The following is a 25,673-nucleotide window of genomic DNA, read 5'->3' as shown; positions in this document are numbered from 1 at the left end:
ATCTGTAAATATCATAAACAAAAGAAAACCCGGCTTAAGCCGGGTATATAAGTGTAAAGATTAAATTGAAATTACATTTTTAATCATTCACTTCTCAACTTCTTATAAGTCTTTTTCATAAAAGAGGTCAACTGCATCAACATTACATGCTTCAAAACACAAACCACACTGAATACACTTGTCCTGATCTATTACATGCCTTTCTTTAACTTCACCCGAAATAGCATCAACAGGGCATGCCTTTGCACATAATGTACAGCCAACACATTTATCATTAATTTCTACTTGCTGAATTCTTTCAGCCTGAAATTTTATTGTTCCAGTTGGACATTTTTCTGCACAGAGACCACAGTTAACACATTTATCATAATCAATTACTGCCAGATTATCCTGCATTTCTATTGCATCAACCGGACAAACTCTTGCACAAATACCGCATCCTATACAGCCTACTTCACATATTTTTCTAACTAATTTTCCGGAGTCATGAGAAGAACATCTAATATGTGTTTTAGCAGAATTTGGTGCCAGAAGCAGTATATTGTGCGGACATGCTTCAACACATTTACCACACGCTGTACATTTTTCCGGGTCAATTTCTGGAAGACCATTTTCCCCCATTACAATTGCATCAAAAGGACAAACAGCCTCACAGTCACCAAATCCAAGACAGCTGAATGAACATATTTTTTCTCCACCATTTATTGCATCTGCTGCCTGACAGGTTTCAATCCCCTTATATTCTCCTCTGCGTCTGGCTTCTTTTTTACCACCACCACAGAGAAGTTCTGCTACTATTTTGGTAGAACTGCCTGCATCTTTTCCTAAAATATCTCCTATATTACTGGCAACCTTGTCACCACCAACCGGGCATCCATTTACCGGTGCATCACCTTCTACAACAGCTTCAGCAAAACTGGCACATCCTGCATAACCACATGCACCACAATTAGCTCCCGGTAAAACATCTTCTACTTTATCTATACGTGGGTCCTGGTCAATTACAAATTTCTTTGAAGCAAAACCTAAACCAGCTGCTAATAGAGCACTTATACCACCCATGCTTAAAATCGAATATATATATACTGAATCCATTTATCTGTATTCCACCTCCAACTACATCGAAATAAGGCCAGAAAAGCCCATAAATGCCATTGCCATAATTCCAGCTATAATTAAAGTAATCGGTACACCCCTTAAAGTACCGGGGACATCACCAAATTCCAGTCCTTCCCTTAAACCGGCCATTAATACTATAGCCAGAGTAAAACCTACACCGGCACCAAATCCAAATACAACACTGGCAATAAAGCTGTATCCATTTAAAGGAATCAGCAGAGCCAGTCCGAGTATCGCACAGTTAGTTGTAATTAAAGGTAAAAAGATACCCAGTGCTTTATATAAAACAGGACTCGTTTTTTTGATAAACATTTCCACAAACTGAACCAGAGATGCTATTACAATTATAAAGGATACATACTGTAAAAAAGGAAGATTTAAAGCTTCCAAAATAAAAGTATTTATCAGCCAGGTTGCTGCTGCAGTAAGGGTCATAACAAATGTTGTTGCTAATCCCATACTAAAAGCTGTTTCTACATGTTTAGAAACACCAAGGAATGGACATATTCCCAGGAATCTAACCAGTATAAAGTTATTTATTAAAACTGTACTGATAAATAACAGTATTACCTGTGTGAACTGTTCCATTATTTAACCCTCCCTGCTGATCAAGTTCATAATACCAACTAAAATACCAAGCGTTATAAAAGCTCCGGCTGGCAGAACCATAATAATCATCGGTTTATACCATGCACCTAAAATCTGAAAACCAAAGATTGAACCCATACCAAATAGCTCTCTAACTGCACCTAAAAGAGTCAGTGCCCAGGTAAAACCTATACCCATGCCTAGCCCATCAGCAATAGCTCTATGTACAGGATTTCTGGATGCAAAAGCTTCCTGTCTTCCCAGAATCAGACAGTTAACAACTATAAGTGGTATAAACAGGCTCAAAGATGCCGCAATACCTGGATAAAAAGCTTTAAGGAAATAATCAGTAAATGTTACAAAGGTAGCTATTATAAGAATATAACTTGGAATACGAACATTTTTGGGTATCAATTTTTTAATTAAAGATATTACAATTTCTGAAGAAATCAATACAAAAGAAGTCGCTATCCCCATAGCCAGTCCATTTTCTGTAGTATTAGTAACAGCTAAAGTTGGACACATTCCAATAACTAATCTAAAAATAGGGTTTTCGTTCCAGAGACCATTTTTAAAATCATCAAGCAGTTGACTGGCCATTACATTCCACCTCCATATGCACTCTGTATTGTACTTACTGCATTTTCTATTATGGTAGTAACCTTTTCAGAAGAAATAGTAGCACCCGAAATTGCTTCTACTTCTGTCTGCTCAGCAGCTTCTCTTTTTACTACTGTATAATCACCAAAAGGTTTATTTACAAAATTGCTTTTATATGCATCTTCTGTAATTCTAGCTCCTAAACCCGGTGTTTCTGAATGAGTTAAAATGCTGATTCCATAAATTTTTTCTTCATTTAAATTTACCCCAATCATCAATTCAATCTGTCCCTGAAAACCTCCACCAGTTGCGATATATGCAACACCCACACGTGAACCTGCATTATTGTAACCTTCATAAAAAGTATGTCCATTTTTAGTTACTTCTTCAAATTTTTCTGCACCGGGCAGCACATTAAATACTGCTTTTTCCTGAGCGACTGCCTGATGTTCCTTTATGTAAGGTGTTGTCCACTGGTATACAAAAGCCAGTGTAAGGGCAGAGATTATTCCAATTATTGTTAAAGTAAGAACTAATCTTCCAATACTCTCTTTTTCCATTTATCTCACCTCTCCTAAGGAACGAGGCCTTGTATATCTATTAATGAGTGGAACTGTGGTATTCATCAGCAGTATAGCATACATTACTCCTTCTGGATATCCACCCCAGAGCCTGATGATTACAACAATTAAACCTGCACCTATTCCGAAAATCCAGCGGCCATTTTTAGTCACCGGTGAAGAAACCATATCTGTTGCCATAAACAATGACCCCAGCATTAATCCACCTGCAAAAAGATGAAAAATAGGATTTGCCCCAAAAACCAGTGTAAAAATAAACACTGTTCCTACCATTCCTACTGGAATCCTCCAATTTACATATCCTTTATAAAGCAGAAATGCGAAACCAAGTAATAGTGCAAGGGCAGATGTTTCTCCCAGAGATCCACCTACATGACCAACAAATAAATTCCATGTATCAGCTGCAATTCCCTGCATCTTCATATTATTTAGGGGAGTTGCAGAACTTACTCCATCCACAGTCCAGGTTGTCATAATCACCGGATAAGCTGCCATTAAAAAAGCTCTTCCTACAAGTGCAGGATTAAATGGATTATATCCGATTCCACCAAATACCTGTTTCCCAAGTCCTATCGAAACTACCGCTCCTAGCAGAACTGTCCACAGTGGTATAGATGGTGGTAATGTTAAAGCCAGTAAAACACCTGTTACAACTGCACTTCCATCTTTGATGGTTATTTTTTTGCCTCTTACTTTCTGAAAAACATACTCTGTCAGAACTGCTCCAAGAACACTTACCACTACTATAGAAAGGGCCCGAGCCTGGAAAAAGTATATTGCAGCAAACACAGCCGGTATCAGTGATATTACAACCGACCACATAATTTTGCTAACAGAATCTGCAGCTCTGATGTGTGGTGAAGATGTTACAATCAGTTGCTCGTTATTCATTTTCATCCTCCTTATTGCTCTTTCCTTCTCCGGGCCATAACCTGGCCTTTCCCAATTCTAAGATAATGTACCAGTGGTATTTTAGCTGGACACACATAAGAACATGACCCACATTCAATACAGCTTAATACCTGATATTCTTCCAGCTCATCCACCATATCATTTTTCGTATAATTAACAAGTTGAGTAGGCATTAAAAACATAGGGCATGCATCCACGCATTTTGCACAATTTATACATGGAGAGGGCTCATAAGCATCTACTTCTTCTCTCGGCAAAATTAAAATCCCGGAAGTACCTTTAACTGTAGGGATATCAAGATCTTTTTGGGCAAATCCCATCATCGGTCCTCCCAAAATGACTTTCCCTGGTTCACCCTTAAATCCACCGGCCTGATCAATTAAGTCTGCAATAGATGTACCAATCCTATAAACAAGATTTTGAGGTTTTTCCACTCCTCTGCCTGTAATAGTTATAGCCCTCTCTATCAGTGGTTTTCCCTTTCTAATTGCATCTGCTACTGCAGCTGAAGTGGAAGTATTATTAACAACAACCCCAACATCCAGCGGAAGGCCACCGGCAGGTACTTCTCTACCAAGGATGGATTCTATAAGCATTTTCTCACCACCCTGTGGATATTTTGTTTCTAGTTCTTTGACTTCGATTTTCTCGTCATCTGCAGCAGCGTCCTTCATACTGGCTATTGCTTCAGGCTTATTTACCTCAATTCCAATAAAAGCCTTTTCTGCGCCAGCTGCTTTCATTAAAGCTTTTAAGCCAAAGACCACAGTTTCCGGTCTTTCTACCATGACTCTGTGGTCAACAGTTAAATACGGCTCACACTCTGCCCCATTTAAAATAACATATTCAACATTTTTGTCATCTGGAATGGAGACTTTTACATGGGTTGGGAACATTGCTCCCCCCATACCTACAATCCCAGCTTCACGAATAATTTTACGAATTTTTTCTCCACTGAGTTCATCCAGATCAGCAAATTTTTCTAAATCGCTGGAGAAGTTATCCTCATCATCTGCTTCAATTACTACAGCATCAGATCGGCTGCCGCCAGGTGTTACTACTTTTTTAATCTCCTTTACTGTTCCTGTTATAGAAGCATGTACAGGTGCACAAACAAAACTATCGCTATCTGCCAGTTTCTGCCCCATATCTACATGATCCCCTTTTTTTACAAGAGTTTTTAATGGAGCTCCTATATGCTGCTGGAGAGGAATAGTAACAACTTCTGGTCGTGCAGCATTTTTTAGGGGTTTATCCTTTGTTAATTCTTTATTATATTCAGGATGTATCCCCTGTTTAAAAGACAAAATACTCACTTTATAATTTCACCCCTTAAATGATTAAAGTATATAAAATAATAAAATATTAAATATAAATAATGACCATTCCTATTATATACTAATATTTAAATAAGAACAACATTAAAATCAAATTATAGCCTAAAAACTTACAATAAATCCATTATACCCAGCTGATTCTATTTCTTTCTCTGCTTTTTCAGCTTCCTCTCTGCTTGTATAGCCAACTATCTGTACTTTGTGGGGGTCTGTATCAGTAATTATAACTTTATAACCTCTAGCTTCTATTTCTTTTTTATACTGCTTGGCATTTTCATAGTTAGCAAATGCACCAACTTGAATACCAAAATCACCACTTTCAACAATTGTTTCAGATTCCACATTATTCTGGTTTTCAGAAACATTGGCCGCAGGTTCAGAGATATTCTGGGACTCAGAAGTATCTACAGCAGAAGTTTCCTCTTTTACTGACTCTGTTTTGGGTTTTTTAAATTCTGTATCCGTTTCTGCTTCACCGGTTGTGGATATACTACTTTCAGTTGAGGTAATTTCTTCCGACTGCTCCTGTGCCATCTGAGGAGTATTATCTTCATTAAGAAGCTGTATTAACCAGCTTCCCAGCAGATATCCAACAAAAATAGCAGCTGCAGCCATAAAAATAACTATCACTGTTAAAGAAAATCCACTTTTTTTCTTCTTTTCAGACATATTTTCACCTTCTACTATTTGTAATTTTTTCTCGACAGCTCAATTTTGCTGTTATGCCGGCTTCTACAACTGTATTAAAAGAACCAGAAGCTGTTATCAGCCTTTTTTTCTCATCATAAATTGAAAATATTTTTTCTACTGCAGAAGAAAGACTTTTATATGCTGTATATTTTAAATCATAAAATTTACATCGATCTATCAATTTATCAATCTTCATAGTTCTTTCTGACCTGTTTTCAGCCAGGTGTATGTGTAGATTATTTTTTATTCTTTTAATTTGATCCAGCATAAGATCTACATCCTTATCTGAAAGCACAGAGAAAATAAAATCAACTCCATCAAATCTATACTGATGCTCTTCCACAAAATCTATAAAGGATTTCATGCCGGCAGGATTATGTGCACCATCAATCAATACAGGAGGATTCTGGCAGACTATTTCTAACCTTCCCGGCCAGTATGTACAGGCCAGTCCTTTTTCTACAGCTGGATTTTCTAAAGGAAGTATTTTTTTCAATCCTTCTACCACAGCAAGGGCAAGAGCGGCATTACGAGCCTGATATCTGCCATTAAGTCCAATTTTGAATCTATGTATTCTGCTGTTTTTTGATATAATTAAATAATTTTTGTAAAAGCTGCTTTCATTACCGATTTTTGCATAGATATCATCAATATTTATAAATTCTGCATTTAATTCTTCTGCTCTCTTTTGAATAACATTCCTGGCAGAACTATCTAAAACAGCTGAAAAAACAAGTCCATTATTTTTTATTATACCTGCCTTCTCATAAGCAATTTTAGCTCTTGTATCTCCCAGAAGTTCTGTATGTTCCAGATCTATACTGGTTATTACTGAAGCAAGAGAATCCTTAATAATATTTGTTGCATCAAATCGCCCTCCCAGTCCTACTTCAAGAATAACAATATCAGGTCTATGTCTGTCAAAAAACAAAAAAGCCAGTGCAGTTGCTATTTCAAAAAAACTGGGTTCTCCATAATCACTTTCCTCTACAACCTTATCTGATGCCTTTTTAACTTCAGCAACCAGTTCCTCAAGTTCAACACTACTTATTGTCCGGCCATTAACAGAAATCCGTTCATTAAAATGATAAAGATGAGGTGATATATATAATCCTGTTTTATAGCCTGCTTCTCTATAAATTTTCTCTATAAAAGAAGCAGTAGATCCCTTACCATTTGTCCCAGCAACATGAATAAATTTTAGATTTTCTTCCGGCCGGCCCAGATAATATAAAAGTCGATCTATTCTCTTTAATCCTGGTTTATAACCACCTTCTTTACCAAATTTGTTTAAATTATTTAAATACAAATAAGGATTCAATATTTAAACACCTCAATTCCATAAATTTCTTTATCCTTATTTCAGCAGCAAAAATATTGCATTTTTAAAATATTGATCAATTCTATTTGCAAAAAAGGGATGATATAAGTTAAAATAAAAAAAACAAAGTAATGAATTTATTTTACAAGGTCTTTATCTGGAGGTATAAATATGTCTCTACTTTGGATTTCACTTTTTTCCCTTTTTACAGCTCAATTTTTAAAAATATTTTTTATAAAACCATTAAATATTTCCACTTTCTTTACTGCCGGGGGAATGCCCAGCTCTCATTCTGCCTTTGTGGCCTCTCTCACCACAACTGTCGGCCTCAAATATGGAATCAACTCTGATCTTTTTGCCATAGTAACAGTATTTTCTCTAATTGTAACTTATGATGCAAGTGGTGTAAGAAGAGCTGTTGGGGAACAGGCAAATGTAATAAATAATATGATTAAACATCTTGAGATCAGAAGTTATGAAGAAGATAAACAGATAATAAAAAAAGATTTAAAAGAATTAATAGGTCATACTCCAATTGAAGTTGTTTCCGGTATTGTACTTGGAATTATCCTGGCATTTATAAACTGGTTTTATTTGCTTTAATTTTCAACCTGATATTAATATTCTAGAACAAAACCAATTTCCCTGCAAAAAAGCAGAGCGGACTTTTCCGCTCTGCTGTATTATTTATTTGTAGAACTTTATCTGCAGTCTCAATTTTTTAAATCTACTTTAATCTTTTTTTTATCTTTTCAACAATTTGATCAGAATCAAAGCCGAAAGCTGCTCCAACCTCACTGCCGGGTCCACTTATACCAAAATCTTCTACACTGATAATTAATCCATCTTCACCAACCAGCTTCCACCATCCACTGCCAACTCCAGCTTCAACAGCAACCTTTAATTTTAGATCAGGAAGATCAATTTTATCTTCTAAATTCATAAATTTAGTTTTTTCTGGAACTGACATTACAGCAGCTTTAATATTTTCTTCCTTTAACTTCTCTGCTGTTTCCGCAGCAAGAGATACTTCACTACCACTTGCATAAATTATAATATCTGCATCCTGTGGATTGTTGATAAAATATGCTCCTCTATCAAAATTATCAAGTCCCTGATATTTTTCCAGATGAGGCAAACTCTGCCTTGTCAGCACAAGAGCTGTTGGACCAGCTGTATTTTCCACTGCTTCCATCCAGGCAGCTTTTGTTTCTTCTTCATCTGCCGGGCGGAGCACTTTAAGTCCGGGTATTAAGCGCAGGGATTCTACATGTTCAACCGGCTGATGTGTAGGCCCATCTTCTCCTATATAAATAGAATCATGTGTAAATACATATATAACTGGCTGTTTCATCAAAGCTGCAAGTCGAATTGCCGGCCTCATATAATCTGAAAAAACCAGAAATGTTGCTGCAAATGGGCGCAGTCCCTTGTGCAGAGAAATTCCATTTACTACTGCTCCCATGGCATGTTCTCTGACTCCGAATCTGAAGTTTCTGCCACTGTAGTCACCATTTTGAATTTCTCCGTATTTGTCCAAATAAGTTTTATTTGAAGGTGCAAGGTCAGCGGATCCACCTACCAGATAGGTAAGTGATTCTGCTATTTCTTTTAGAACAGCACCAGAAGCTTTACGAGTTGCTACCGGAGCTTTTATATCCATCTTCATAATTGTTTCTTTTAAATTTGATGGAATATCCAGATTAAAAGCATTATCCCATTCTTCTTTTAATTCTGGATTTTCCCTGGCCCAGGATTTGAACTTTTCCTGCCATTTAGAGCGTTTTTTCTTCATTTCAGCAGCTCTTTTTTTAAAAAAATCTTTAACATTATCTGGAATATAGAATTTTTTATCAGCTGGCAGATCAAAATGTTCTTTTAACAGCCTAATCTCATCTTCTCCCAGTGGAGCACCATGAGCAGAACTGGAATCCTGTTTATTTGGAGCACCATAAGCAATATGTGTCTTTGCAATTATTAAGGACGGTCTTTCTTTATCTTCTTTTGCTTTTTTAAAAGCGTTTCTCAATTCAGAAATATTATGACCATCCACATTTTCTACAACATGCCAGCCATATGCTTTAAAACGATCTGCAACATCTTCAGTAAATGTAATATCTGTACTGCCTTCTATAGAAATATTATTATCATCATAAACGGCAATTAATTTATTAAGACCAAGATGACCTGCAAATGAAGCAGCCTCGGATGAAATACCTTCCATCATACATCCATCACCAAGTAAGGTATATGTATAATGGTCTACAATATTATACCGACCTTTATTATATTTAGAAGACATCATTTTTTCTGCTGCCGCCATACCAACAGCATTTGCAAACCCCTGTCCAAGAGGACCTGTAGTTGTTTCTACACCATCAGTATAACCATATTCGGGATGTCCAGGTGTACAGGAATTGAGCTGTCTAAAAGATTTTAAATCATCCATAGAAAGATCAAAACCACTCAAATGCAGAAAAGAATACAAAAGAGCGGACCCATGACCGGCCGAAAGTACAAAACGGTCTCTGTCAGGCCACTCAGGTGAACTTCCATCCAGCTCCATAATTTCTCCAAATAAAAGTGCACCTATATCAGCACATCCTATTGGCATTCCCGGGTGTCCGGAATTTGCTTTTTCTACTATATCTGCTGATAAACCTCTCACTGTATTAGCTATTTCTTTTATCAAAATAATACCTCCCTGTATTAATATAATTATAATTTTAAGCAACTTTTCTCTTCAATCATTATTTTATATCTTTATAAGAACAATGTCCAGCCGTAAAAATAATTAAATTATTTCTTTATTTTTTCTGCTTTCATAAGAAACTGCCATATATATTCCTAAAAGTATAAAACTCCCACCTGCAAGTGTTGTAATCATAACTTTTTCTCCCAGCAGGATCCAGGCAAAAAACGTGGTCAAAATGGGTTCTCCTAAAATAGATAAAGATACTATTGAGGTAGGAATAAATCTAACTGAATAATTGAGAATCGAATGTCCAATTAGTGTTGGTCCTGCTGCAAGAGAAAAGAATATCAGATAATTAATAGTTCCATAGCCTCCAAAAGGAATATCCAGCAGAAAAACACCGGCAGCTAAAAAAAGAGCTGAATATGTATAAAGAATATATAAATATGGAAAATAGTCAAGCTCTTTTCTAACTCCTCGGCCGATAAATAGATATGAAGCTGCAAAAAGTGCAGCAGTTAATGCCAAAAGATCTCCAAACACTTTGCTCTGAAGCATATGCAGATCTCCAATACTAATTATAATACTACCAATAATAGAAAATATTATCCCTGCAACTACACCCTGTCTCAGATCATCTCTGGCAAATAAATATTCTAAAATTATAGTAAAAAGGGGCTGTAAAGCAACAAATATTACTGAATTAGAAATATCCGTATACTCAATTGATGTTATCCAGAATATAAAATGAAGAGCCAGCAGAAAACCAACCAGTGCCGGCCGATAATCCAAAAAATAGTACAGTTTATCGCTGTGTTTTATTAAAAAATACGGTGTCAACAGCAGTACCGCAAAAAACATGCGGTAAAAAGCTATAATAAGTGGTGGTGCATCAGCAACTTTAATTAAGATACCAGAAAGTGAGAGAAAAAAAATCCCAACTGATAATAATATATATATTTTCTTTTTAGAATCCATTAATTACACCAACTTTAAGTATTAGCATCTAATAATTTTTTTATCTTAACTTCTCTGCTTAAATTATTTTTATCCAGATAAATATTTTCATCAAAATGTTTAAACTCTACCTTGTTTCCTGATATTAAAAAATAATTAACTTTTTCTTTTTTAACTGTAACCTCAATCTGACTTCCTTTAAAACGCAGCCTGAACTTATATTTTTCCCACTCATCTGGTAAATAAGGATAAAAATATAATTTATCATTAAACATCCTCATACCGGCAAATCCCTGTACAAGTGCAAGCCAGGTTCCTCCCATACAGGCTATATGAAGGCCCTGATATGCATTTTCATTATAATCATCCAGATCCAGCCTTGCTGTCTGCATAAAATATTTATAAGCCTGTTTTTTATATCCTATTTCAGAGGCTATGATACTATAAATTGCTGGAGAAAGGGAAGAATCATGTGTTGTTTTTGGCTCATAGTAATCATAATTTCTTATTTTTAAATCCCGGCTGAATTTATTCCCAAGCTGCAGCATTAACAAAATAACATCAGCCTGTTTTATTACCTGATATCGCCAGATAATAAGGGGATGCCAGTTTTTGACCAGAGGTAATTCTTCTTCCGGAATATCATCAATTTCAACATGATTTTTATAAAGAAAAGAATCATCCTGTGGAGTGATTTTCGTTTTTTCATTATAGGGAAGATAAATATCTGCAGCAGTTTTTTTCATTTCATCAATTTCATCGATTTTAAAATTAATCTTTTCAGCTATTTTTTGAAATTTTTCCGGTGACTGTTTTTTTATCTTCTCAGCCATTTCTGCTGCCTTTTCTATATTAAATTTAGCCATAAAATTAGTATAAGCATTATTATTTACGCCTGGTTTATATTCATCAGGTCCACACACAACATTAAAACAGAACCGGCTGTCACAGAAAGAGATATAATTCCCCAGACTGAGCCACATTCTGGCAGTTTCAATTAAAATTTCCAGTCCATAGTTTTCCATAAATTCCTGGTCTCTGCTTGTCTGATAATATAAATTAACTGCATATGCAATATCTGCATTAATATGATACTGTACAGTTGACCCCATAAAAAATCCAGAAGCTTCTTCACCATTAATTGTACGCCAGGGAAAAAGAGCACCTTTAAGCTTCATTTTTTTAGCATTTTTCCGGGCTTTATCCAGAGTATTATAGCGATATATAAGAAGATTCCTGGCTACTTCAGGCCTCTGAAATGCATAAAAGGGAAGTACATAACTTTCTGTATCCCAGAAGTAATGTCCTTCATAATATTCTCCACTTAATCCTTTTGCAGCCACACTTGTTCGTCCATTTTTGCCAGCCGACTGAAGGATATGGAATGCATTAAATCGAAAAGCCTGCTGTAGTGCTTCATCTCCATCAATTTTAACATCAACATCCTGCCAGTACCCTGACATAAATTCCATCTGCTCCTGTTTTAAAGTTTCAAAACCGCTGATTGAAGCTCTGGCTGCAGAAGCACGAGCGGCACTCAGAGGACTTTCTTCTTTCATACTGCTGTGATTAATACCTGCAATTTTATCAATAATATATTCCGAACCTTTTCTTGCATTAATTTCAAATATCCAGTCAACTCTTTTATCAGATGATCTTTTCTTTATTTCACAATTTTTTTTAAGAGAGCTATCCAGCAGATGTTCTACAAAATATGCTATTTTAAATTTTGTGCTTTTTACCTCATGCAGTAAATAACCTTTATATGTGTCGATCTCACTATCTGTTACATTAAGAGCTTCTTTATCTCGCAGATGGTGATGGTTTCTGACATCTCCGTTTACAGCAGAGTTAATATTTATCTTGCCAGAAAAATTAAGTGGTTTAAATTTATATCTAACTGCACCTATATGTTCTCTGCTTAGCGAAATAAGACGTTGAATTTCAATTTTAATCTGCCTTCCCTGACGATCTTCCCAGGCTAATTCTCTCTTCAAAATTGCCTGTTTCATATCCAGTTCTCTCTTATAATCCAGTACGTGCCCTTTTAAAAGATCCAGTTTTTCTTCATTTATATAAAGATTGATTTCACTCCAGTCAGCAAGATTTACAAGAGTCTGACCCCAGCCCGGTAAATCAGGAGCTTCTTCCCCATAAATAATCTTTTCTGAAGCATATACACCATTAATATAAAATCCTGGTGTGGTAGTTTCTTCACTGCCAGGATAATCTTCTTCAACTGTTCCTCTCAATCCCATATATCCATTTCCAAGAGAAAAAATAGATTCATTGTGGTGATTATTATGAAGCAAAAATTCCTCTTCAGTTATTTTCCAGGGCTGATAGGGATAAATAGCTTTTTTATCCATTTTTTTTGCATGATATTTTCTCACCAGATTTTTCCTCCTCAAATTTAGCAGTGAAATAATCTTTGGATAAATTTTAAAATAAAGCATAAAAATTTGACTGCCGTGTCTATTGGTAACAATATATATCAAAACTCAACTTTTAATCAATTTAATTCTCTAAAATCTCTATTTTATCTCCCGGTTTTATTTCTCCACCTTTTATAACTTTGGCAAAAACACCTTCTCTGGGCATTACACAGTCACCAATTTTCTGCCTGATTTCACAGTCTTGATGACATTTTTTTCCAATTTGAGTTATCTCAAGTAAGATTTCTTTCCTTATTCTAATTTTTTGCCCCACCGACAGTTTATAGAGATTTTCCATTCCTTCTGTTGTAATATTTTCTGCAAAATCTCCAGGTCTAATTTCCCAGCCTCTGTTTTTCATTTTATCAATACTGGAACTATCCAAAAGACTTATCTGTCGATGCCAATTTCCTGCGTGAGCATCACCTTTAAGTCCAAAATCTTCTATAAGCTCTCCTTTGTTTATTTCATTTTTTGTGGTTCCTTTTTCTTTGCTCCGGCAGACAGCTTTAATTTTTGCATTCATAGTAACACTCCTTATAGATGTACTAATAAACATGATCAATCTGCTTATCATCCATAGATATCAGATCAAAAATGTTTTTTTCGCACAATTAATTTAATGTTCTGTAATTTCTCCTTTTAAAATTTTTACTCCATGTGGAATAATATTGATAACTGATTCCAGACATTCTCTAACAGCTTTAGGACTGCCAGGAAAATTAATAATCAAAGTATTTTTTCTGATTCCTGCCCTGGCCCTTGAAAGTGCAGCCTGTGGGGTAATAGAAATATTATCAGCTCTTATTTTTTCCGGAAGTCCAGGCACTTCTTTTTCGATAACTTCCATAGTAGCTTCTGGTGTAACATCTCTTTTGGCAAATCCGGTTCCACCTGTGGTTAAAATGAGATCTGCTTTTTCTTCATCAGCAATACTGCATATGGCTGCTTTAATTTCTTCTTTCTCATCAGCGATAATATCGGCACAAACAATTTCTGCACCTATTTCTGCCATCATTTCCCTAATCACTGGTCCGCTCAAATCTTTTCTTTCGCCTTTTGATCCTTTATCACTGATTGTTAAAACGGCGGTTTTTATTATAAAACTATTATTCTTTTCGCTCATAAGTCCCACTCTTCCCTCCAGATTTATACATAAGTTTAAGATCAGAAATAACCATACCTTTATCTACTGCTTTACACATATCATAAATAGTTAATGCTGCAGTTGAAACTCCAATTAATGCTTCCATTTCAACACCTGTTTTATAGCTGCTTTTTGCAGTACATGTTATTTCTATTTCTTTATCACTGATAAAAGAAAAATCAATATCAATCGATGTCAGTTCTAACTGATGACACATAGGAATTAAATATGGTGTTTTTTTAGCACCCATAATACCGGCAATTCTGGCTGTACTCAAAACAGCTCCTTTTTCTATAGACCCATTTTTTATCTTCTTCAGTGTTTCTTTTTTCATTATAACTTTTGTCGAAGCAACAGCTCTGCGGAAAGTAACCTCTTTACTAGATACATCTACCATCTTTGCCTTACCTTCTTTGTCAATATGGCTAAAATTATTCATTTTATCCCCCTATTTGAAACATTTTTCTCTCTTTTATATTATTAATGTCTAAATTTGCACCGAGAAAATCATGTCCTTTTGGTTTACAGGATACAGCTTTAAAAAAAGCTTCTTTTAATTTATCCTTTTCAAGCAGTTTACCATCTTTTTTTAAAATAAGCTCTTTATCAGAAACAAGACAAACCCTCAACTTCCCATCAGCAGTCAGGCGCAACCTGTTGCAGGAACCGCAAAATTTATGGGTAAGTGCTGCAATAAAACCTATACTCCCCTTAAAACCATCAGCAGTATAGTCTTCAGACGGACCGACACCCCGCATAGAAACTTTGTGCAGCCTATATTTATCTACTAATTCTTTTTTCACTTTTTCTACTGGATAAAAGTGTTTGGAATGATCACTATCACCACTGACAGGCATAAATTCAATAAATCTGAGATTAATATCTCTCTCTTTTACAAATTTAATAAATTCTTCCACTTCATCTAAGTTAAAATCTTTCATCAAGACTGTATTTACTTTAACAGGTTTTAAATCTAATGCAAGTGCTGTATCAATTCCTGCTATTACATCAGAAAAATTTTCCCTTCTGGTTATAAATTTAAATTTATCTGGATCCAGTGTATCGAGACTAATATTAACTCTATCCAGACCGGCTTTTTTTAATTTTTCTCCCAGCTTTGAAAGTAGAACCCCATTTGTTGTTATTGAAATATCTTTTATTTGTTCAATCTCATCTATTTTTTTTATAAAATAATCAAGATCTTTTCTTACCAGAGGTTCTCCACCAGTTAACCTGATATGTGTAACACCAAGCTCTGCTGAGACGGAAATTATTTTCTCAAGTTCTTCATAAGATAAAATTTTCTGGTGAGGTTTATCTGCAACACCTTCTTCCGGCATACAATATTTACACCTCAGATTACACCTATCAGTAACAGAAACTCTTAAATATGTTATTCCATTTAATCTATCATTTTTAATCATCTTTATATCTCTCCTCAACAGATAAGGAATAAACTTCTATATTTATTTTTTTTACTGTCAAACCAGTCAATTTTTCTACTTCTTTTTTTAACTGATGCTGTATATTTTTGACTACTTCAGAAAGTAAAACTCCGTACTGTAATTCTAGACAAATATTAATAGTAAGATCATTATCATTATCATCAATTTTCAATTTTTTGAAATCACTGATAGATTCTTCTCTCTTTAAAAAATATTCTACTATCTCTACCAGCACTTTATTGAAAATAATTAGATTACCATAAAAACTAAATTTAGGTCTGACAATACTTTTCTCCTGTTTGATAGTTTTATTTCCTTTTTTGAAAAAAAACTCCAAAGAATGGAGCAGATAGCCGGGAAATTCTGGCTGAACTTCAATAGTTGGAACCGGAATAACATGTTTACCCTCATTTTTCCGTACGGACATAGCTTTTTTAATTTCTTCTTCTGATGCAAAATCTTTGATATCCAGATATTCATCTATCCCATTGAGCTCTAATTTTTCGTTTATCCTTTCAACCATTCCTATCGATGTTCCCAAAAGCAGTATTTTGTCTGCATCTATATCTTCCAGTGCTTTTTTTACATCTTTGACCTGCTCATCATCATAAAAAAGTGCTCTCCTAATTGCTGCCATTTTACTGTCTTCTCGTTTAGCCGATTTACCAGCAAGTATTTTTCCATCATAAATAAGCAGACCATCATCTAAAATAACAGGTATTCTAAGTTCATTTGCAATAAGTCCAGCTCTGTGACTTTTACCAGACCCACTTGCTCCAACAAGAGCATATACTTTCATAATAAAAACCTTCCTCTGTAATTTATCTTTTGCATTTAAATTAACAAAAATATAATAAAATATCTGAAAAATAAAATATATTATTTCAATCCTAAATTCTGCTGTTTAGTATATTAATTTAATCTTCAGTTATAATTGTTCCTGCTTTTCCCTCAGCTGCTTCAACAACTTTTTCTATTGAAGTTATAACAGAATTATTTCCGGTATCTTTAACAAATTTGACCGCAGATTCTACTTTGGGCTTCATACTACCATTCCCAAACTGGCCCTGTTTAATATATTCTTCCATATCTGAAACTGAAGCTTTTTTTATCTTTTTTTCTCTATCTGTACCATAATTTATCATAGCATTTTCTACATCAGTTAAAATCAAAAAAAGATCTGAGGAAGAGTTTTCAGCCAGAATACAGCCTGCTCTGTCCTTATCAATAACTGCTTCTACTCCTCGCAAATGCCCATTTTCTTCAATAACAGGAATTCCTCCCCCTCCAGAAGCAATTACTATTTCTCCATTTTCGATTATACTATTTATAATTTCTGATTCAATAATTTTTATCGGTTCTGGTGAAGCAACAACCCTTCTCCAGCCGCGGCCGCTGTCTTCAATCCAGGTTTCTCCACTGGTATTTATCATTTTTTCTGCATGTTTTTTATCAAAAAAAGGACCAACCGGTTTGCTGGGTTCTTTAAAGGCTGGATCATTTTTATCTACTAAAACCTGTGTAACAACAGCTGCAGCATTTTTCTCTAAACCAAGTTCTCTTAGTATATTAAAAAGGCTGTTCTGAATCATATAGCCAATAAACCCCTGTGTTTGGGAGCCACATGCATCAAGAGGCATTGCTGGTACTCTGCTGCTTCCAGCCTCCTGCTGTATTAAAATATTGCCCACTTGAGGACCATTTCCATGTGTAATGATAATTTCGTGCCCTTTAAGGGCCAGCTGTCCAATCTGTCTGCAGGTTGAATAAACATTTGCAAACTGCTCACTGTAGCTTCCTTTTTCTCCCGGCTTTAAAATAGCATTTCCACCTAAAGCTATTGTTAATCTCATAAGTTATTACCTCCATAGTTATATTTATTTAATCAAATTATAAAAGTAACTGTAAACAATTAGTAACTGTAAACAATTAGTAACTGTATACAATTATAGTTTATTATTTTATCTAAGATATTTCAATTAAAATATCACCTATATCTACTTTATCACCCTTTTTTACAGATATTTTTTCTATTTTCCCATCTTTGGGAGAAATTATTTCATTTTCCATTTTCATTGCTTCCAAAATAAGCAGGATCTCCCCCTGTTTTACTTTATCTGACTCAGAAACAAGTATATCTACTACTGTACCATTAATTGGTGCTTCAACCGCATTTCCTCTAATAATAGAATCAAACATTTTTTCTGGCCTCGGCATTTTTAGACTGGTGTATTCCTGATCAGCCGATTTTCCTTCTGAATTTTTACAGAAATTATACGCCTGTTCTACCTCTTCAACTTCAACGTCATAATGATTTCCATTGACTTTTATTTTGAATTTTTTTAACATCTCAGTTAACTCCTTTTTTCAATGTTCTTTATCTTAAATGACTTATTATTAACATTACCATCATAAATTGTCAGCAGAGCTGCTTTGATAACAGCTTTTACTTCTTCTGAAATTCTTTTGTTTCTCACATAAATTCACATCCTGATATAAAAATATAATTATTACAGAGGCATATTACTGTGTTTTTTGGCAGGTCGTTCTTCTTTTTTATCAATCATAATATTTAATGCAGCAGCCAATTTTTTTCTGCTTTCTGAAGGCAGAATTACATCATCAATATATCCTTCTGCAGCTGCCTGATAGGGATTAGCAAAATTTTCTCTATATTCTTCTATTTTTTCTGTACGTACTTTTTGTGGATCATCTGCAGCATTGATTTCTCTTCTAAAAATAATATTTGCCGCTCCCTGAGGTCCCATTACTGCTATCTCAGCTGACGGCCAGGCGAATACATAATCTGCCCCCAGATGCCTGCTGCTCATGGCTATATAAGCTCCTCCATAAGCCTTACGTAAAATTACATTTATTTTGGGAACAGTTGCTTCAGAATAAGCATAAAGCAGTTTTGCTCCATGTCTTATTACTCCACCATATTCCTGATCCACACCGGGGAGATATCCAGGTACATCTGTAAATGTAATAATAGGTATATTAAATGAATCACAAAATCTTATAAACCGTGATGCCTTATCTGAAGAATCTATATCCAGACAGCCGGCTTTAAATTTAGGCTGATTTGCAACAATACCTACTGAATTTCCGGCTATTCTGGCAAATCCAACAACTATATTGCGGGCATAAAAAGGCTGAACTTCAAAAAAGAAATCATTATCAACAACCCTTTCTATTACATCTCTTACATCATAAGGTTTGTTAGGATTATCAGACACAATATCTTCCAGATCTTTAACCAGCCTGTCAGCAGAATCGTCTGTTTCTCTAAAAGGAGGTTTTTCCTTATTATTAGAGGGAAGAAAAGAAAGAAGAGTTTTGATCTGGTCAAATGTTTTTTGCTCATCCGGTGCAAGAAAATGAGCATTACCACTTATTTCATTATGTGTCATACCCCCGCCGAGTTCTTCAGAAGAAACTTCTTCACCAGTTACAGATTTTATAACCTGAGGACCAGTAATGAACATTTTACTTGTATCATTAACCATAAATACAAAATCGTTTAAAGCAGGAGAATAAGATGCTCCTCCAGCACAGGGGCCCAGTATAACAGAAAGCTGGGGAATTACTCCAGAATTAAGGGAATTTCTGTAAAAAATACCTCCATAACCGGCTAGTGACCCTACACCCTCCTGGATTCTAGCACCACCTGAATCATTTAAGCCAATAACTGGAACACCCGCTTTGCCAGCCATATCCATCATTTTCCATATTTTTTTTGCATGCATTTCTCCAAGTGAGCCGCCCATTGCTGTAAAATCCTGAGCATATAAAAAAACTCTGCGGCCATTAATTCTTCCCTGACCTGTTATTACCCCATCTGCTGGCACATCTTTATCCTCCATACCCAGCTGAGTACTGTGGTGTTCTACAAATATCCCGATTTCTTCAAATGTATCTTCATCAAGCAGCAAATCTATTCTTTCGCGGGCTGTAAATTTACCTTTATCATGCTGCCTTTTAACTCTTTTTTCTCCACCACCGGCCATCAATCTTTTTCTTTTTCTATTTAATTTATCTATTTTCTCTTTCACGATATTGCCTCCTTAATTTCACATACGGCTAAAATTTTCTTTAACACTTTTCTGACGAAAAAAATAGTTCTACACTAAATTTAATTTGATCAAATCTTTCAAACTTAAATACATCTTTTACTTTAAGTCCGATTAGTTTTTTTAAAAAATTGTACCTCTTTAAAAGAGATTTGCAATATTAATCATACCTTAACTAAATTAAGTAAGTCAAGTTTTAAAAATATTAGGCCGCCATTTAATGACGGCCTTTATCTAAAATTTCTAAGTAGATTTTTATTTTTCGTACTTTTTCAAAACAAGACAGGCATTTTGACCACCAAAACCAAAAGAATTTGACATAGCTGCTTTTAAATCTTCTTTTTCTACAGCTTTATTTGGAACATAATTAAGATCACATTCTTCATCTGGGTTATCCAGATTCATAGTTGGCGGTATAATTCCATTTTTAAGTGTTAAAGCTGTTAAAATAGTTTCAATACCACCAGCAGCTCCCAGCAGGTGACCTGTAACTGATTTTGTAGAGCTGATCATTAGATTTTCTGCATAATTTCCAAATAGTTCTTTTACTGCATGTGATTCGTATTTATCATTAAGTGGGGTAGATGTTCCGTGTGCATTTATATAATTAATTTCTGACAGGTCAAGTCCGGAACTCTTTACTGCTGCTTTCATAGCTCTACCTGCACCTTCTCCTTCTGGAGCAGGCTGTGTTATATGATATGCATCTGCTGATGCACCATATCCTATAACTTCAGCAATAATATCTGCCCCTCTTGCAAGTGCTGTTTCCAGTTCTTCCAGTACAACTACACCGGCTCCTTCACCTATAACAAAACCATCTCTATCTTTATCAAAAGGACGGCTTGCTTTTTCCGGTTCATCATTTCTGGTGGAAAGTGCTTTCATAGAAGAAAAACCAGCCAGTGCTGAAGGGGTTATAGATGCTTCAGCTCCACCTGCAAGCATTACTCTGGCAGAACCTCTTTTTATCATTTCAAATGCTTCTCCAACAGCTGTTGTACCTGAAGCACATGCTGTTACTGTATTCATATTGGGTCCTTTAGCCCCAGTATAAATAGCTACATTACCAGCAGCCATATTGGAAATCATCATTGGTATAAAAAATGGACTTACTCTTTTGGGACCTCTTTCATTAAGCTTAACTACCTGTTCTTCAAAAACTTCTATCCCACCAATACCAGATCCTATGATAATACCAGTATCTAAAGCAAGTTCTTCATCCAATTCTAGATTCGCATGTTCTAAAGCCTTCATAGATGCGATAATGGCATATTGGCTGTAAAGAGCCATTCTTTTGGCTTCTTTTCTATCTATATATTTTCCGGTGGAAAAGTCTTTTATTTCTGCACCAATCTGACTGGCATATTCTTCAGTATCAAATGATTCAATTTTACTAATGCCAGATTTTCCAGAAACTACATTTTTCCAGAATTCATCTACCTGATCTCCAAGTGAGTGCAGCACTCCTGCACCGGTGATAACAACTCTCTTTCCCATTATAAAATCTCCTTCCAGATATAAAATTTTATTTAAGTTTTTTTAATGTTTTTTTCAAACTTTTTTCATCTTCAACATTATATGCTGTTAACTTCCTATCTATTCTGCGCATCAGACCTTTTAAAACTCTTCCAGGTCCAACTTCTATATATGTTTCATAACCATCTTCTTTAAATCTTTCTATAGTTTCTACCCAGCGAACACTATTAGTAAGCTGTTTTATAAGTGCATCTTTAATTTCTGCACCACTCTGCAGATATGAAGCAGTCACATTTGCAATAAACGGAATCTCAGCTTCAGTAAAATTTGTATTTTCAATTTCTCTTTTCAGCTCTTTTTTGGCAGGCTCCATTAGAGGAGAATGGAAGGCACCACTTACCTGTAGTGGAATTACTTTTTTAGCTCCTTTTTCTTTTAAAATTTCTTCAGCTGATTTAACCGCCTTTTTTTCTCCAGAAATAACCACTTGACCGGGAGAATTATAATTGGCAACAGTACAAATTCCATCTATCTCCGCCAGTACTGATTTTATGACTTCATCAGCAAGTCCAATAACAGCAGCCATTGTTCCTCTGCCTTCCGGGTCTGCCTGATCCATCAGTTCACCTCTGCGGCGAACCAGTTTCAGCCCATCAATAAATGAAATTACACCCGCTGCTGAAAGTGCACTGTATTCGCCCAAACTGTGTCCTGCCGCTGCAGAAGGGAATATTCCTTCTTCAGCAAGCACTTTATTTACCATGGCACTAACTATATATATAGCAGGTTGGGTATTTTTAGTATTATTTAATTCTTCTTCCGGACCATTAAAGATCAAATCTTTAATATCAAAATCCAGAATTTCAACAGCCTGATCCATTATTTCTGCAGCAGATGGATATTTATTGTATAATTCTTTTCCCATTCCTACATATTGTGAACCCTGTCCTGAAAATAAAAAAACTAATTTTTCACTCATTTTAAAACCTCCAATACTTTATCCTTTAAGATCATTCCATTCCATAACTGCTGATGCCCATGTTAAACCAGCACCAAATGCAACCAATAGTACTATATCTCCATTTTTAATTAACCCTTTTTCTTCAGCTTCTGCCAGTGCAATCGGTACAGATGCTCCAGATGTATTTCCGTATTCCGGCAGATTAACATAAACCTTATCACTTTCCAGCTTTAATCTTTTTGCAGAAGCATCTATGATCCTTGTATTTGCCTGATGTGGTATCAGCAGATCAATATCTTCTTTTTTAAGTCCGGCCTGTTTTAAAACTTTTAGTGACGCTTTACTCATTGTCTTTACAGCAAATTTAAATACCCTATTACCTTCCATAACTAAGTAGTGTTCATTATTTTTAACTGTTTCTTCTGTAGTAGGTTTTTGTGATCCTCCTGCTGGAATATATAATGCATCTTTTCCCGAACCATCAGATCCTAAATGTGATGCAAGAATACCACCACTTTCTGTCGGCTTTAAAACAGCAGCACCTGCGCCATCTCCAAAAAGAACACAGGTTGTTCTATCTTCCCAGTTTACTATTTTAGAAAGTGTTTCTGTACCAATAACCAGTATATTGTTGTACATTCCTGTTTCTATAAACTGACTAGCAACACTTAATCCATATACAAATCCTGAACAGCCTGCTTCCAGATCAAAAGCCGCAGCTTTATTTGCTCCAAGTTCATCCTGTATAATACAGGCAGTAGCAGGAAAAGGCATATTCGGTGTTACTGTGGCAACCAAAATCAAATCCAGATCTTCTGCATCAAGTTCTGCATTTTTTAAAGCTGCTCTGGCAGCTTTTAAACCAAGTTCAGATGATGGTACATCATCTGCTGCTATTCTTCTTTTTTCTATTCCAGTTCTTGACTTTATCCACTCATCATTCGTATCCACAATTTTTTCTAGATCTTTATTTGTCATTACTTTTTCTGGCAGGTATTTTCCCATACCAGCAATTGTAGCTTTTCTCAAAATTATCACCTTCCTCAGGGTAATCTAATAAAGTTATATCAGATTTCTGACCGATAGTCAAGTTTTAGATGAATCTAAAATAATTCGACATCGACCAAATCACCTTTATTAAAACCTTCTGTATTTATCTTAACTTTAATTACACCATCTGCCTCTGCAAGAATACTTATCAACCCTGATTTACCAAGTAGTGGAAGAGCTTTCAACTTTCCAGATTCTTCTACTAATTTTACTGGAAAATAGTGTTCACTACCTTTTTCAGACATAATATTTCTGCTTAAAACAGCTTTTTTTATATTCTTTTTAATTTTATTTTTTTCGTCATCTACTGTCAGCAATTCTTCTACTGCTTTTTTTACAAATATGCTGCTTACATTCCAGCTTGAGCCTGGATGACCTGGCAGTCCAAAAACAGCCTGTTTTCCCAGAACAGCAAATATAGTAGGTTTACCCGGTTTTACAGCTACACCATGAGCCAAAACTCCTGGACTGCCGAGCTTATTTAATACTTTAACTGTCATATCTTTTAACCCAATAGAACTTCCTCCAGAAATCAATATTATATCCTTATCTTTATTTTTTAAGATCATTTCTTCCAATTTTTCTGGTTTATCTTCTACAATACCAGCTATTTCTGCTTCTGCTCCCCATTTTTCTAATAATAATTTTAAGACAGGTGAATTGATATCTCTTATTTCTCCAGCAACTGGTCTTTTATCAGCAGATACAAGTTCATCCCCGGTTGATATTACTACTGCTTTTGGTTTTTTTACTGCTGGGATTTCAGTAATTCCAAGTCCGGCAAAGGCACCTATATGCCTTGGAGTTATTTTTCTGCCTTTTTTTATAATAATATCATCTGCTTTCATATCTTCACCTTTTTTGATAATATTTTCTCCAGGTGATACTGATGTGAAAATTTCCACAAGCTTGTCGCTGATTTTTTCTGTTTCTTCAATCATTACTACACTATCTGTTCCCTCCGGCAGCATAGCTCCTGTTGGTATATAAACTGTTTCTCCTTCTTTTATTATAGGCTCAGCTTTTTTACCCATTTCCACTTCTCCTGCTATATTCAGATATGCAGGAAGAGAAGATGAAGCTCCATTTGTATCAGCAGCTTTTACAGCATAACCATCTACTGCTGAACGATTAAAAGGGGGGAGAAATTCTCCTGCCTTAATATCTGCTGCAGTAATTCTATTTAATGAAGAAAGATAATCAATATTTTCTATTTCTACTTTTCGATCTTTTAAACTATTTGTGATAATATTTTTTAATTTATCTGCAGTAATTAAATCAAAAAATTCTCCCAACTATATCACTCCTAATAAAATATTATATTTTTATGTTTAAAATAATCCCAGCTGACATTTTTTAACTTTTATATTTTGATCATGAATTATTTTTCCTACCCGTCCAACATTGATTTTGAGCAAATCTGCCAGCAGGTGTGTCTGATAGCAGGTTAAACTGTCTGCTTTGATTTCAATCGGTAGTTCTGTCAGCTTTCTGCGCTGCAGCAGTATATTTGAGCTTACAATAATATGTGCTCTATTTTTTATTATCCTGGCAGACTCTTTTTCTTCCTCTTCACTATTATCAAGATAAAAAATCAGATCAGGATTTAAAAAATTATTTAAAGTGTTCCCTTCAATAAGCAGCCGCTCCACTTTTCCAATTAAATTTTCTACAATATTAAAAGCTTCCGGAATTTGACTGGCAGGACTTTTTAGCAGTACAACTCTGTCAGCACCAGATTCTATAAACCTTGCAGTATCTGTACCTTTTTGATGTATTATCTTTCTATCTGTAATAATTTTATACTGATTTAGACTGTTATCTATTGAAGTTTTAATAACGGCAGTTTTATATCTGCTGTCTTCCAGCATTAAACTTATCAAAGTAGTTTTACCTGCTTTACTTGTAGAACCAGCCACTCCAATAATATCCATTTTAAATCCTCCCCATATAATATACTTGATGCTGTCAAAATATAGCACCATAAAGATAAATATTTTTAGATAAGTCAGCTTTTTTTATTATATATGCAAACTTATCTTTAATATATCTATTTCTATATTATCTTCATTTATCCTTCATCTAATTTTGTATATTACAGATCACTGATACTGCTGGATAATTATTAAAAGCCACCATATATAATATATGATGGCTTAGGTGTTATGTCAAAATCTTTATCATTATTTATTTTTAGAACAGGCCTGATATCTTACCATCTGCATCTATGTCTATATCTTCTGCTGATGGTCTCTTAGGTAGCCCAGGCATTATCAGCACTGG

27 protein-coding genes are annotated in these 25,673 nt (G+C 35.1%); 1 reads left to right on the top strand and 26 read right to left on the bottom strand.

The window, feature by feature from the left end; all coding sequences use genetic code 11:
• Window positions 1-102: 102 nt before the first annotated feature.
• The 8 genes from DFR78_RS03645 to DFR78_RS03610 all read right to left on the bottom strand — a co-directional run bounded on the left by DFR78_RS03645 (window position 103) and on the right by DFR78_RS03610 (window position 7,148).
• A complete protein-coding gene (locus DFR78_RS03645) occupies window positions 103-1,095 on the bottom strand; it encodes an RnfABCDGE type electron transport complex subunit B (RefSeq protein WP_114457492.1) in 993 nt (330 codons plus the stop codon).
• Window positions 1,096-1,116: 21 nt separating this feature from the next.
• Window positions 1,117-1,707 carry an electron transport complex subunit RsxA gene (gene rsxA / locus DFR78_RS03640; RefSeq protein ID WP_114457491.1) on the bottom strand — a complete coding sequence of 197 codons (591 nt, stop codon included), beginning with the start codon at window positions 1,705-1,707 and terminating at the stop codon, window positions 1,117-1,119.
• Window positions 1,708-1,710: 3 nt separating this feature from the next.
• Entirely contained in the window at window positions 1,711-2,307 is a 597-nt protein-coding gene (gene rsxE / locus DFR78_RS03635; protein WP_114457490.1) for an electron transport complex subunit RsxE, read from the bottom strand.
• A complete protein-coding gene (locus DFR78_RS03630) occupies window positions 2,307-2,867 on the bottom strand; it encodes an RnfABCDGE type electron transport complex subunit G (RefSeq protein WP_114457489.1) in 561 nt (186 codons plus the stop codon). Before DFR78_RS03630 ends, rsxE begins: the two co-directional genes overlap by 1 nt.
• Window positions 2,868-3,779 (bottom strand): RnfABCDGE type electron transport complex subunit D, encoded by a 912-nt coding sequence (locus DFR78_RS03625; RefSeq protein WP_114457488.1) that lies wholly within the window; start codon window positions 3,777-3,779, stop codon window positions 2,868-2,870.
• Between the two features lie 11 nt (window positions 3,780-3,790).
• Window positions 3,791-5,116 (bottom strand): electron transport complex subunit RsxC, encoded by a 1,326-nt coding sequence (rsxC, locus tag DFR78_RS03620; protein ID WP_114457487.1) that lies wholly within the window; start codon window positions 5,114-5,116, stop codon window positions 3,791-3,793.
• A gap of 123 nt (window positions 5,117-5,239) precedes the next feature.
• Window positions 5,240-5,806 carry an SPOR domain-containing protein gene (locus tag DFR78_RS03615; RefSeq protein WP_114457486.1) on the bottom strand — a complete coding sequence of 189 codons (567 nt, stop codon included), beginning with the start codon at window positions 5,804-5,806 and terminating at the stop codon, window positions 5,240-5,242.
• Window positions 5,807-5,810: 4 nt separating this feature from the next.
• A complete protein-coding gene (locus DFR78_RS03610; protein ID WP_158531703.1) occupies window positions 5,811-7,148 on the bottom strand; it encodes a folylpolyglutamate synthase/dihydrofolate synthase family protein in 1,338 nt (445 codons plus the stop codon).
• A 171-nt stretch (window positions 7,149-7,319) separates the two neighbouring features.
• On the opposite strand from DFR78_RS03610, the gene DFR78_RS03605 reads away from it, so the two are divergent.
• Complete coding sequence (locus tag DFR78_RS03605; protein ID WP_114457484.1) at window positions 7,320-7,751, top strand: divergent PAP2 family protein; 432 nt, start codon at window positions 7,320-7,322, stop codon at window positions 7,749-7,751.
• Between the two features lie 124 nt (window positions 7,752-7,875).
• On the opposite strand, the gene tkt is transcribed toward DFR78_RS03605, so the two are convergent.
• The 18 genes from tkt to DFR78_RS03520 all read right to left on the bottom strand — a co-directional run.
• Entirely contained in the window at window positions 7,876-9,840 is a 1,965-nt protein-coding gene (gene tkt, locus DFR78_RS03600; protein ID WP_114457483.1) for a transketolase, read from the bottom strand.
• A 102-nt stretch (window positions 9,841-9,942) separates the two neighbouring features.
• Complete coding sequence (locus DFR78_RS03595; protein ID WP_114457482.1) at window positions 9,943-10,821, bottom strand: DMT family transporter; 879 nt, start codon at window positions 10,819-10,821, stop codon at window positions 9,943-9,945.
• Window positions 10,822-10,835: 14 nt separating this feature from the next.
• The gene (locus tag DFR78_RS03590; RefSeq protein ID WP_114457481.1) at window positions 10,836-13,193 is read right to left on the bottom strand and encodes a glycoside hydrolase family 65 protein; all 2,358 of its coding nucleotides are present in this window, start codon (window positions 13,191-13,193) and stop codon (window positions 10,836-10,838) included.
• Window positions 13,194-13,317: 124 nt separating this feature from the next.
• A complete protein-coding gene (locus DFR78_RS03585; RefSeq protein ID WP_114457480.1) occupies window positions 13,318-13,761 on the bottom strand; it encodes an MOSC domain-containing protein in 444 nt (147 codons plus the stop codon).
• 93 nt (window positions 13,762-13,854) lie between these two features.
• Window positions 13,855-14,361, bottom strand: a complete 507-nt coding sequence (locus DFR78_RS03580; RefSeq protein ID WP_114457479.1) for a molybdenum cofactor biosynthesis protein B — start codon at window positions 14,359-14,361, stop codon at window positions 13,855-13,857.
• Window positions 14,345-14,821 carry a cyclic pyranopterin monophosphate synthase MoaC gene (gene moaC / locus DFR78_RS03575; protein ID WP_114457478.1) on the bottom strand — a complete coding sequence of 159 codons (477 nt, stop codon included), beginning with the start codon at window positions 14,819-14,821 and terminating at the stop codon, window positions 14,345-14,347. The genes DFR78_RS03580 and moaC overlap by 17 nt, the downstream gene beginning before the upstream one ends.
• A 1-nt stretch (window position 14,822) precedes the next feature.
• Window positions 14,823-15,806 (bottom strand): GTP 3',8-cyclase MoaA, encoded by a 984-nt coding sequence (gene moaA, locus DFR78_RS03570; RefSeq protein WP_114457477.1) that lies wholly within the window; start codon window positions 15,804-15,806, stop codon window positions 14,823-14,825.
• Entirely contained in the window at window positions 15,799-16,626 is an 828-nt protein-coding gene (locus DFR78_RS03565) for an Asp23/Gls24 family envelope stress response protein (RefSeq protein WP_114457476.1), read from the bottom strand. Before DFR78_RS03565 ends, moaA begins: the two co-directional genes overlap by 8 nt.
• A 118-nt stretch (window positions 16,627-16,744) precedes the next feature.
• Entirely contained in the window at window positions 16,745-17,680 is a 936-nt protein-coding gene (gene arcC, locus DFR78_RS03560) for a carbamate kinase (RefSeq protein WP_114457475.1), read from the bottom strand.
• 112 nt (window positions 17,681-17,792) lie between these two features.
• Window positions 17,793-18,176: a biotin/lipoyl-containing protein gene (locus DFR78_RS03555; RefSeq protein ID WP_114457474.1), complete on the bottom strand. Its 384-nt coding sequence runs from the start codon at window positions 18,174-18,176 to the stop codon at window positions 17,793-17,795.
• A 5-nt stretch (window positions 18,177-18,181) separates the two neighbouring features.
• On the bottom strand, window positions 18,182-18,304 hold the full coding sequence (locus DFR78_RS12245; protein WP_255416515.1) for a hypothetical protein: 123 nt from the start codon (window positions 18,302-18,304) through the stop codon (window positions 18,182-18,184).
• A gap of 33 nt (window positions 18,305-18,337) precedes the next feature.
• On the bottom strand, window positions 18,338-19,837 hold the full coding sequence (locus DFR78_RS03550) for a carboxyl transferase domain-containing protein (protein WP_114457580.1): 1,500 nt from the start codon (window positions 19,835-19,837) through the stop codon (window positions 18,338-18,340).
• A gap of 318 nt (window positions 19,838-20,155) precedes the next feature.
• Entirely contained in the window at window positions 20,156-21,400 is a 1,245-nt protein-coding gene (gene fabF / locus DFR78_RS03545) for a beta-ketoacyl-ACP synthase II (protein WP_114457473.1), read from the bottom strand.
• A gap of 28 nt (window positions 21,401-21,428) precedes the next feature.
• The gene (gene fabD / locus DFR78_RS03540) at window positions 21,429-22,358 is read right to left on the bottom strand and encodes an ACP S-malonyltransferase (protein WP_114457472.1); all 930 of its coding nucleotides are present in this window, start codon (window positions 22,356-22,358) and stop codon (window positions 21,429-21,431) included.
• Between the two features lie 18 nt (window positions 22,359-22,376).
• The gene (locus DFR78_RS03535) at window positions 22,377-23,369 is read right to left on the bottom strand and encodes a beta-ketoacyl-ACP synthase III (protein WP_199505546.1); all 993 of its coding nucleotides are present in this window, start codon (window positions 23,367-23,369) and stop codon (window positions 22,377-22,379) included.
• A 74-nt stretch (window positions 23,370-23,443) separates the two neighbouring features.
• Complete coding sequence (gene glp / locus DFR78_RS03530) at window positions 23,444-24,685, bottom strand: gephyrin-like molybdotransferase Glp (protein WP_114457471.1); 1,242 nt, start codon at window positions 24,683-24,685, stop codon at window positions 23,444-23,446.
• A gap of 36 nt (window positions 24,686-24,721) precedes the next feature.
• Complete coding sequence (locus DFR78_RS03525; RefSeq protein ID WP_114457470.1) at window positions 24,722-25,324, bottom strand: hypothetical protein; 603 nt, start codon at window positions 25,322-25,324, stop codon at window positions 24,722-24,724.
• A 259-nt stretch (window positions 25,325-25,583) separates the two neighbouring features.
• A partial coding sequence (locus tag DFR78_RS03520) for a formate--tetrahydrofolate ligase (RefSeq protein WP_114457469.1) occupies window positions 25,584-25,673 on the bottom strand: 90 nt, incomplete at its 5' end.

It is taken from the genome of Halanaerobium sp. MA284_MarDTE_T2 (assembly GCF_003337245.1).
In the GTDB taxonomy this organism is placed as follows: domain Bacteria; phylum Bacillota; class Halanaerobiia; order Halanaerobiales; family Halanaerobiaceae; genus QPJE01.
The sequence above is the reverse complement of the archived record's forward strand: the minus strand, read 5'-3'. Positions and strand labels throughout refer to the sequence as shown.

Bases quoted from the DNA above. Each gene is read 5' to 3' on its own strand.
- DFR78_RS03645 (WP_114457492.1), bottom strand. From the start codon at position 1,095: ATGGATTCAGTATATATATATTCGATTTTAAGCATGGGTGGTATAAGT.
- rsxA (WP_114457491.1), bottom strand. From the start codon at position 1,707: ATGGAACAGTTCACACAGGTAATACTGTTATTTATCAGTACAGTTTTA.
- rsxE (WP_114457490.1), bottom strand. From the start codon at position 2,307: ATGGCCAGTCAACTGCTTGATGATTTTAAAAATGGTCTCTGGAACGAA.
- DFR78_RS03630 (WP_114457489.1), bottom strand. From the start codon at position 2,867: ATGGAAAAAGAGAGTATTGGAAGATTAGTTCTTACTTTAACAATAATT.
- DFR78_RS03625 (WP_114457488.1), bottom strand. From the start codon at position 3,779: ATGAATAACGAGCAACTGATTGTAACATCTTCACCACACATCAGAGCT.
- DFR78_RS03615 (WP_114457486.1), bottom strand. From the start codon at position 5,806: ATGTCTGAAAAGAAGAAAAAAAGTGGATTTTCTTTAACAGTGATAGTT.
- DFR78_RS03605 (WP_114457484.1), top strand. From the start codon at position 7,320: ATGTCTCTACTTTGGATTTCACTTTTTTCCCTTTTTACAGCTCAATTT.
- DFR78_RS03595 (WP_114457482.1), bottom strand. From the start codon at position 10,821: ATGGATTCTAAAAAGAAAATATATATATTATTATCAGTTGGGATTTTT.
- DFR78_RS03585 (WP_114457480.1), bottom strand. From the start codon at position 13,761: ATGAATGCAAAAATTAAAGCTGTCTGCCGGAGCAAAGAAAAAGGAACC.
- DFR78_RS03580 (WP_114457479.1), bottom strand. From the start codon at position 14,361: ATGAGCGAAAAGAATAATAGTTTTATAATAAAAACCGCCGTTTTAACA.
- moaC (WP_114457478.1), bottom strand. From the start codon at position 14,821: ATGAATAATTTTAGCCATATTGACAAAGAAGGTAAGGCAAAGATGGTA.
- moaA (WP_114457477.1), bottom strand. From the start codon at position 15,806: ATGATTAAAAATGATAGATTAAATGGAATAACATATTTAAGAGTTTCT.
- DFR78_RS03565 (WP_114457476.1), bottom strand. From the start codon at position 16,626: ATGAAAGTATATGCTCTTGTTGGAGCAAGTGGGTCTGGTAAAAGTCAC.
- arcC (WP_114457475.1), bottom strand. From the start codon at position 17,680: ATGAGATTAACAATAGCTTTAGGTGGAAATGCTATTTTAAAGCCGGGA.
- DFR78_RS03555 (WP_114457474.1), bottom strand. From the start codon at position 18,176: ATGTTAAAAAAATTCAAAATAAAAGTCAATGGAAATCATTATGACGTT.
- DFR78_RS03550 (WP_114457580.1), bottom strand. From the start codon at position 19,837: ATGGCCGGTGGTGGAGAAAAAAGAGTTAAAAGGCAGCATGATAAAGGT.
- fabF (WP_114457473.1), bottom strand. From the start codon at position 21,400: ATGGGAAAGAGAGTTGTTATCACCGGTGCAGGAGTGCTGCACTCACTT.
- fabD (WP_114457472.1), bottom strand. From the start codon at position 22,358: ATGAGTGAAAAATTAGTTTTTTTATTTTCAGGACAGGGTTCACAATAT.
- DFR78_RS03525 (WP_114457470.1), bottom strand. From the start codon at position 25,324: ATGGATATTATTGGAGTGGCTGGTTCTACAAGTAAAGCAGGTAAAACT.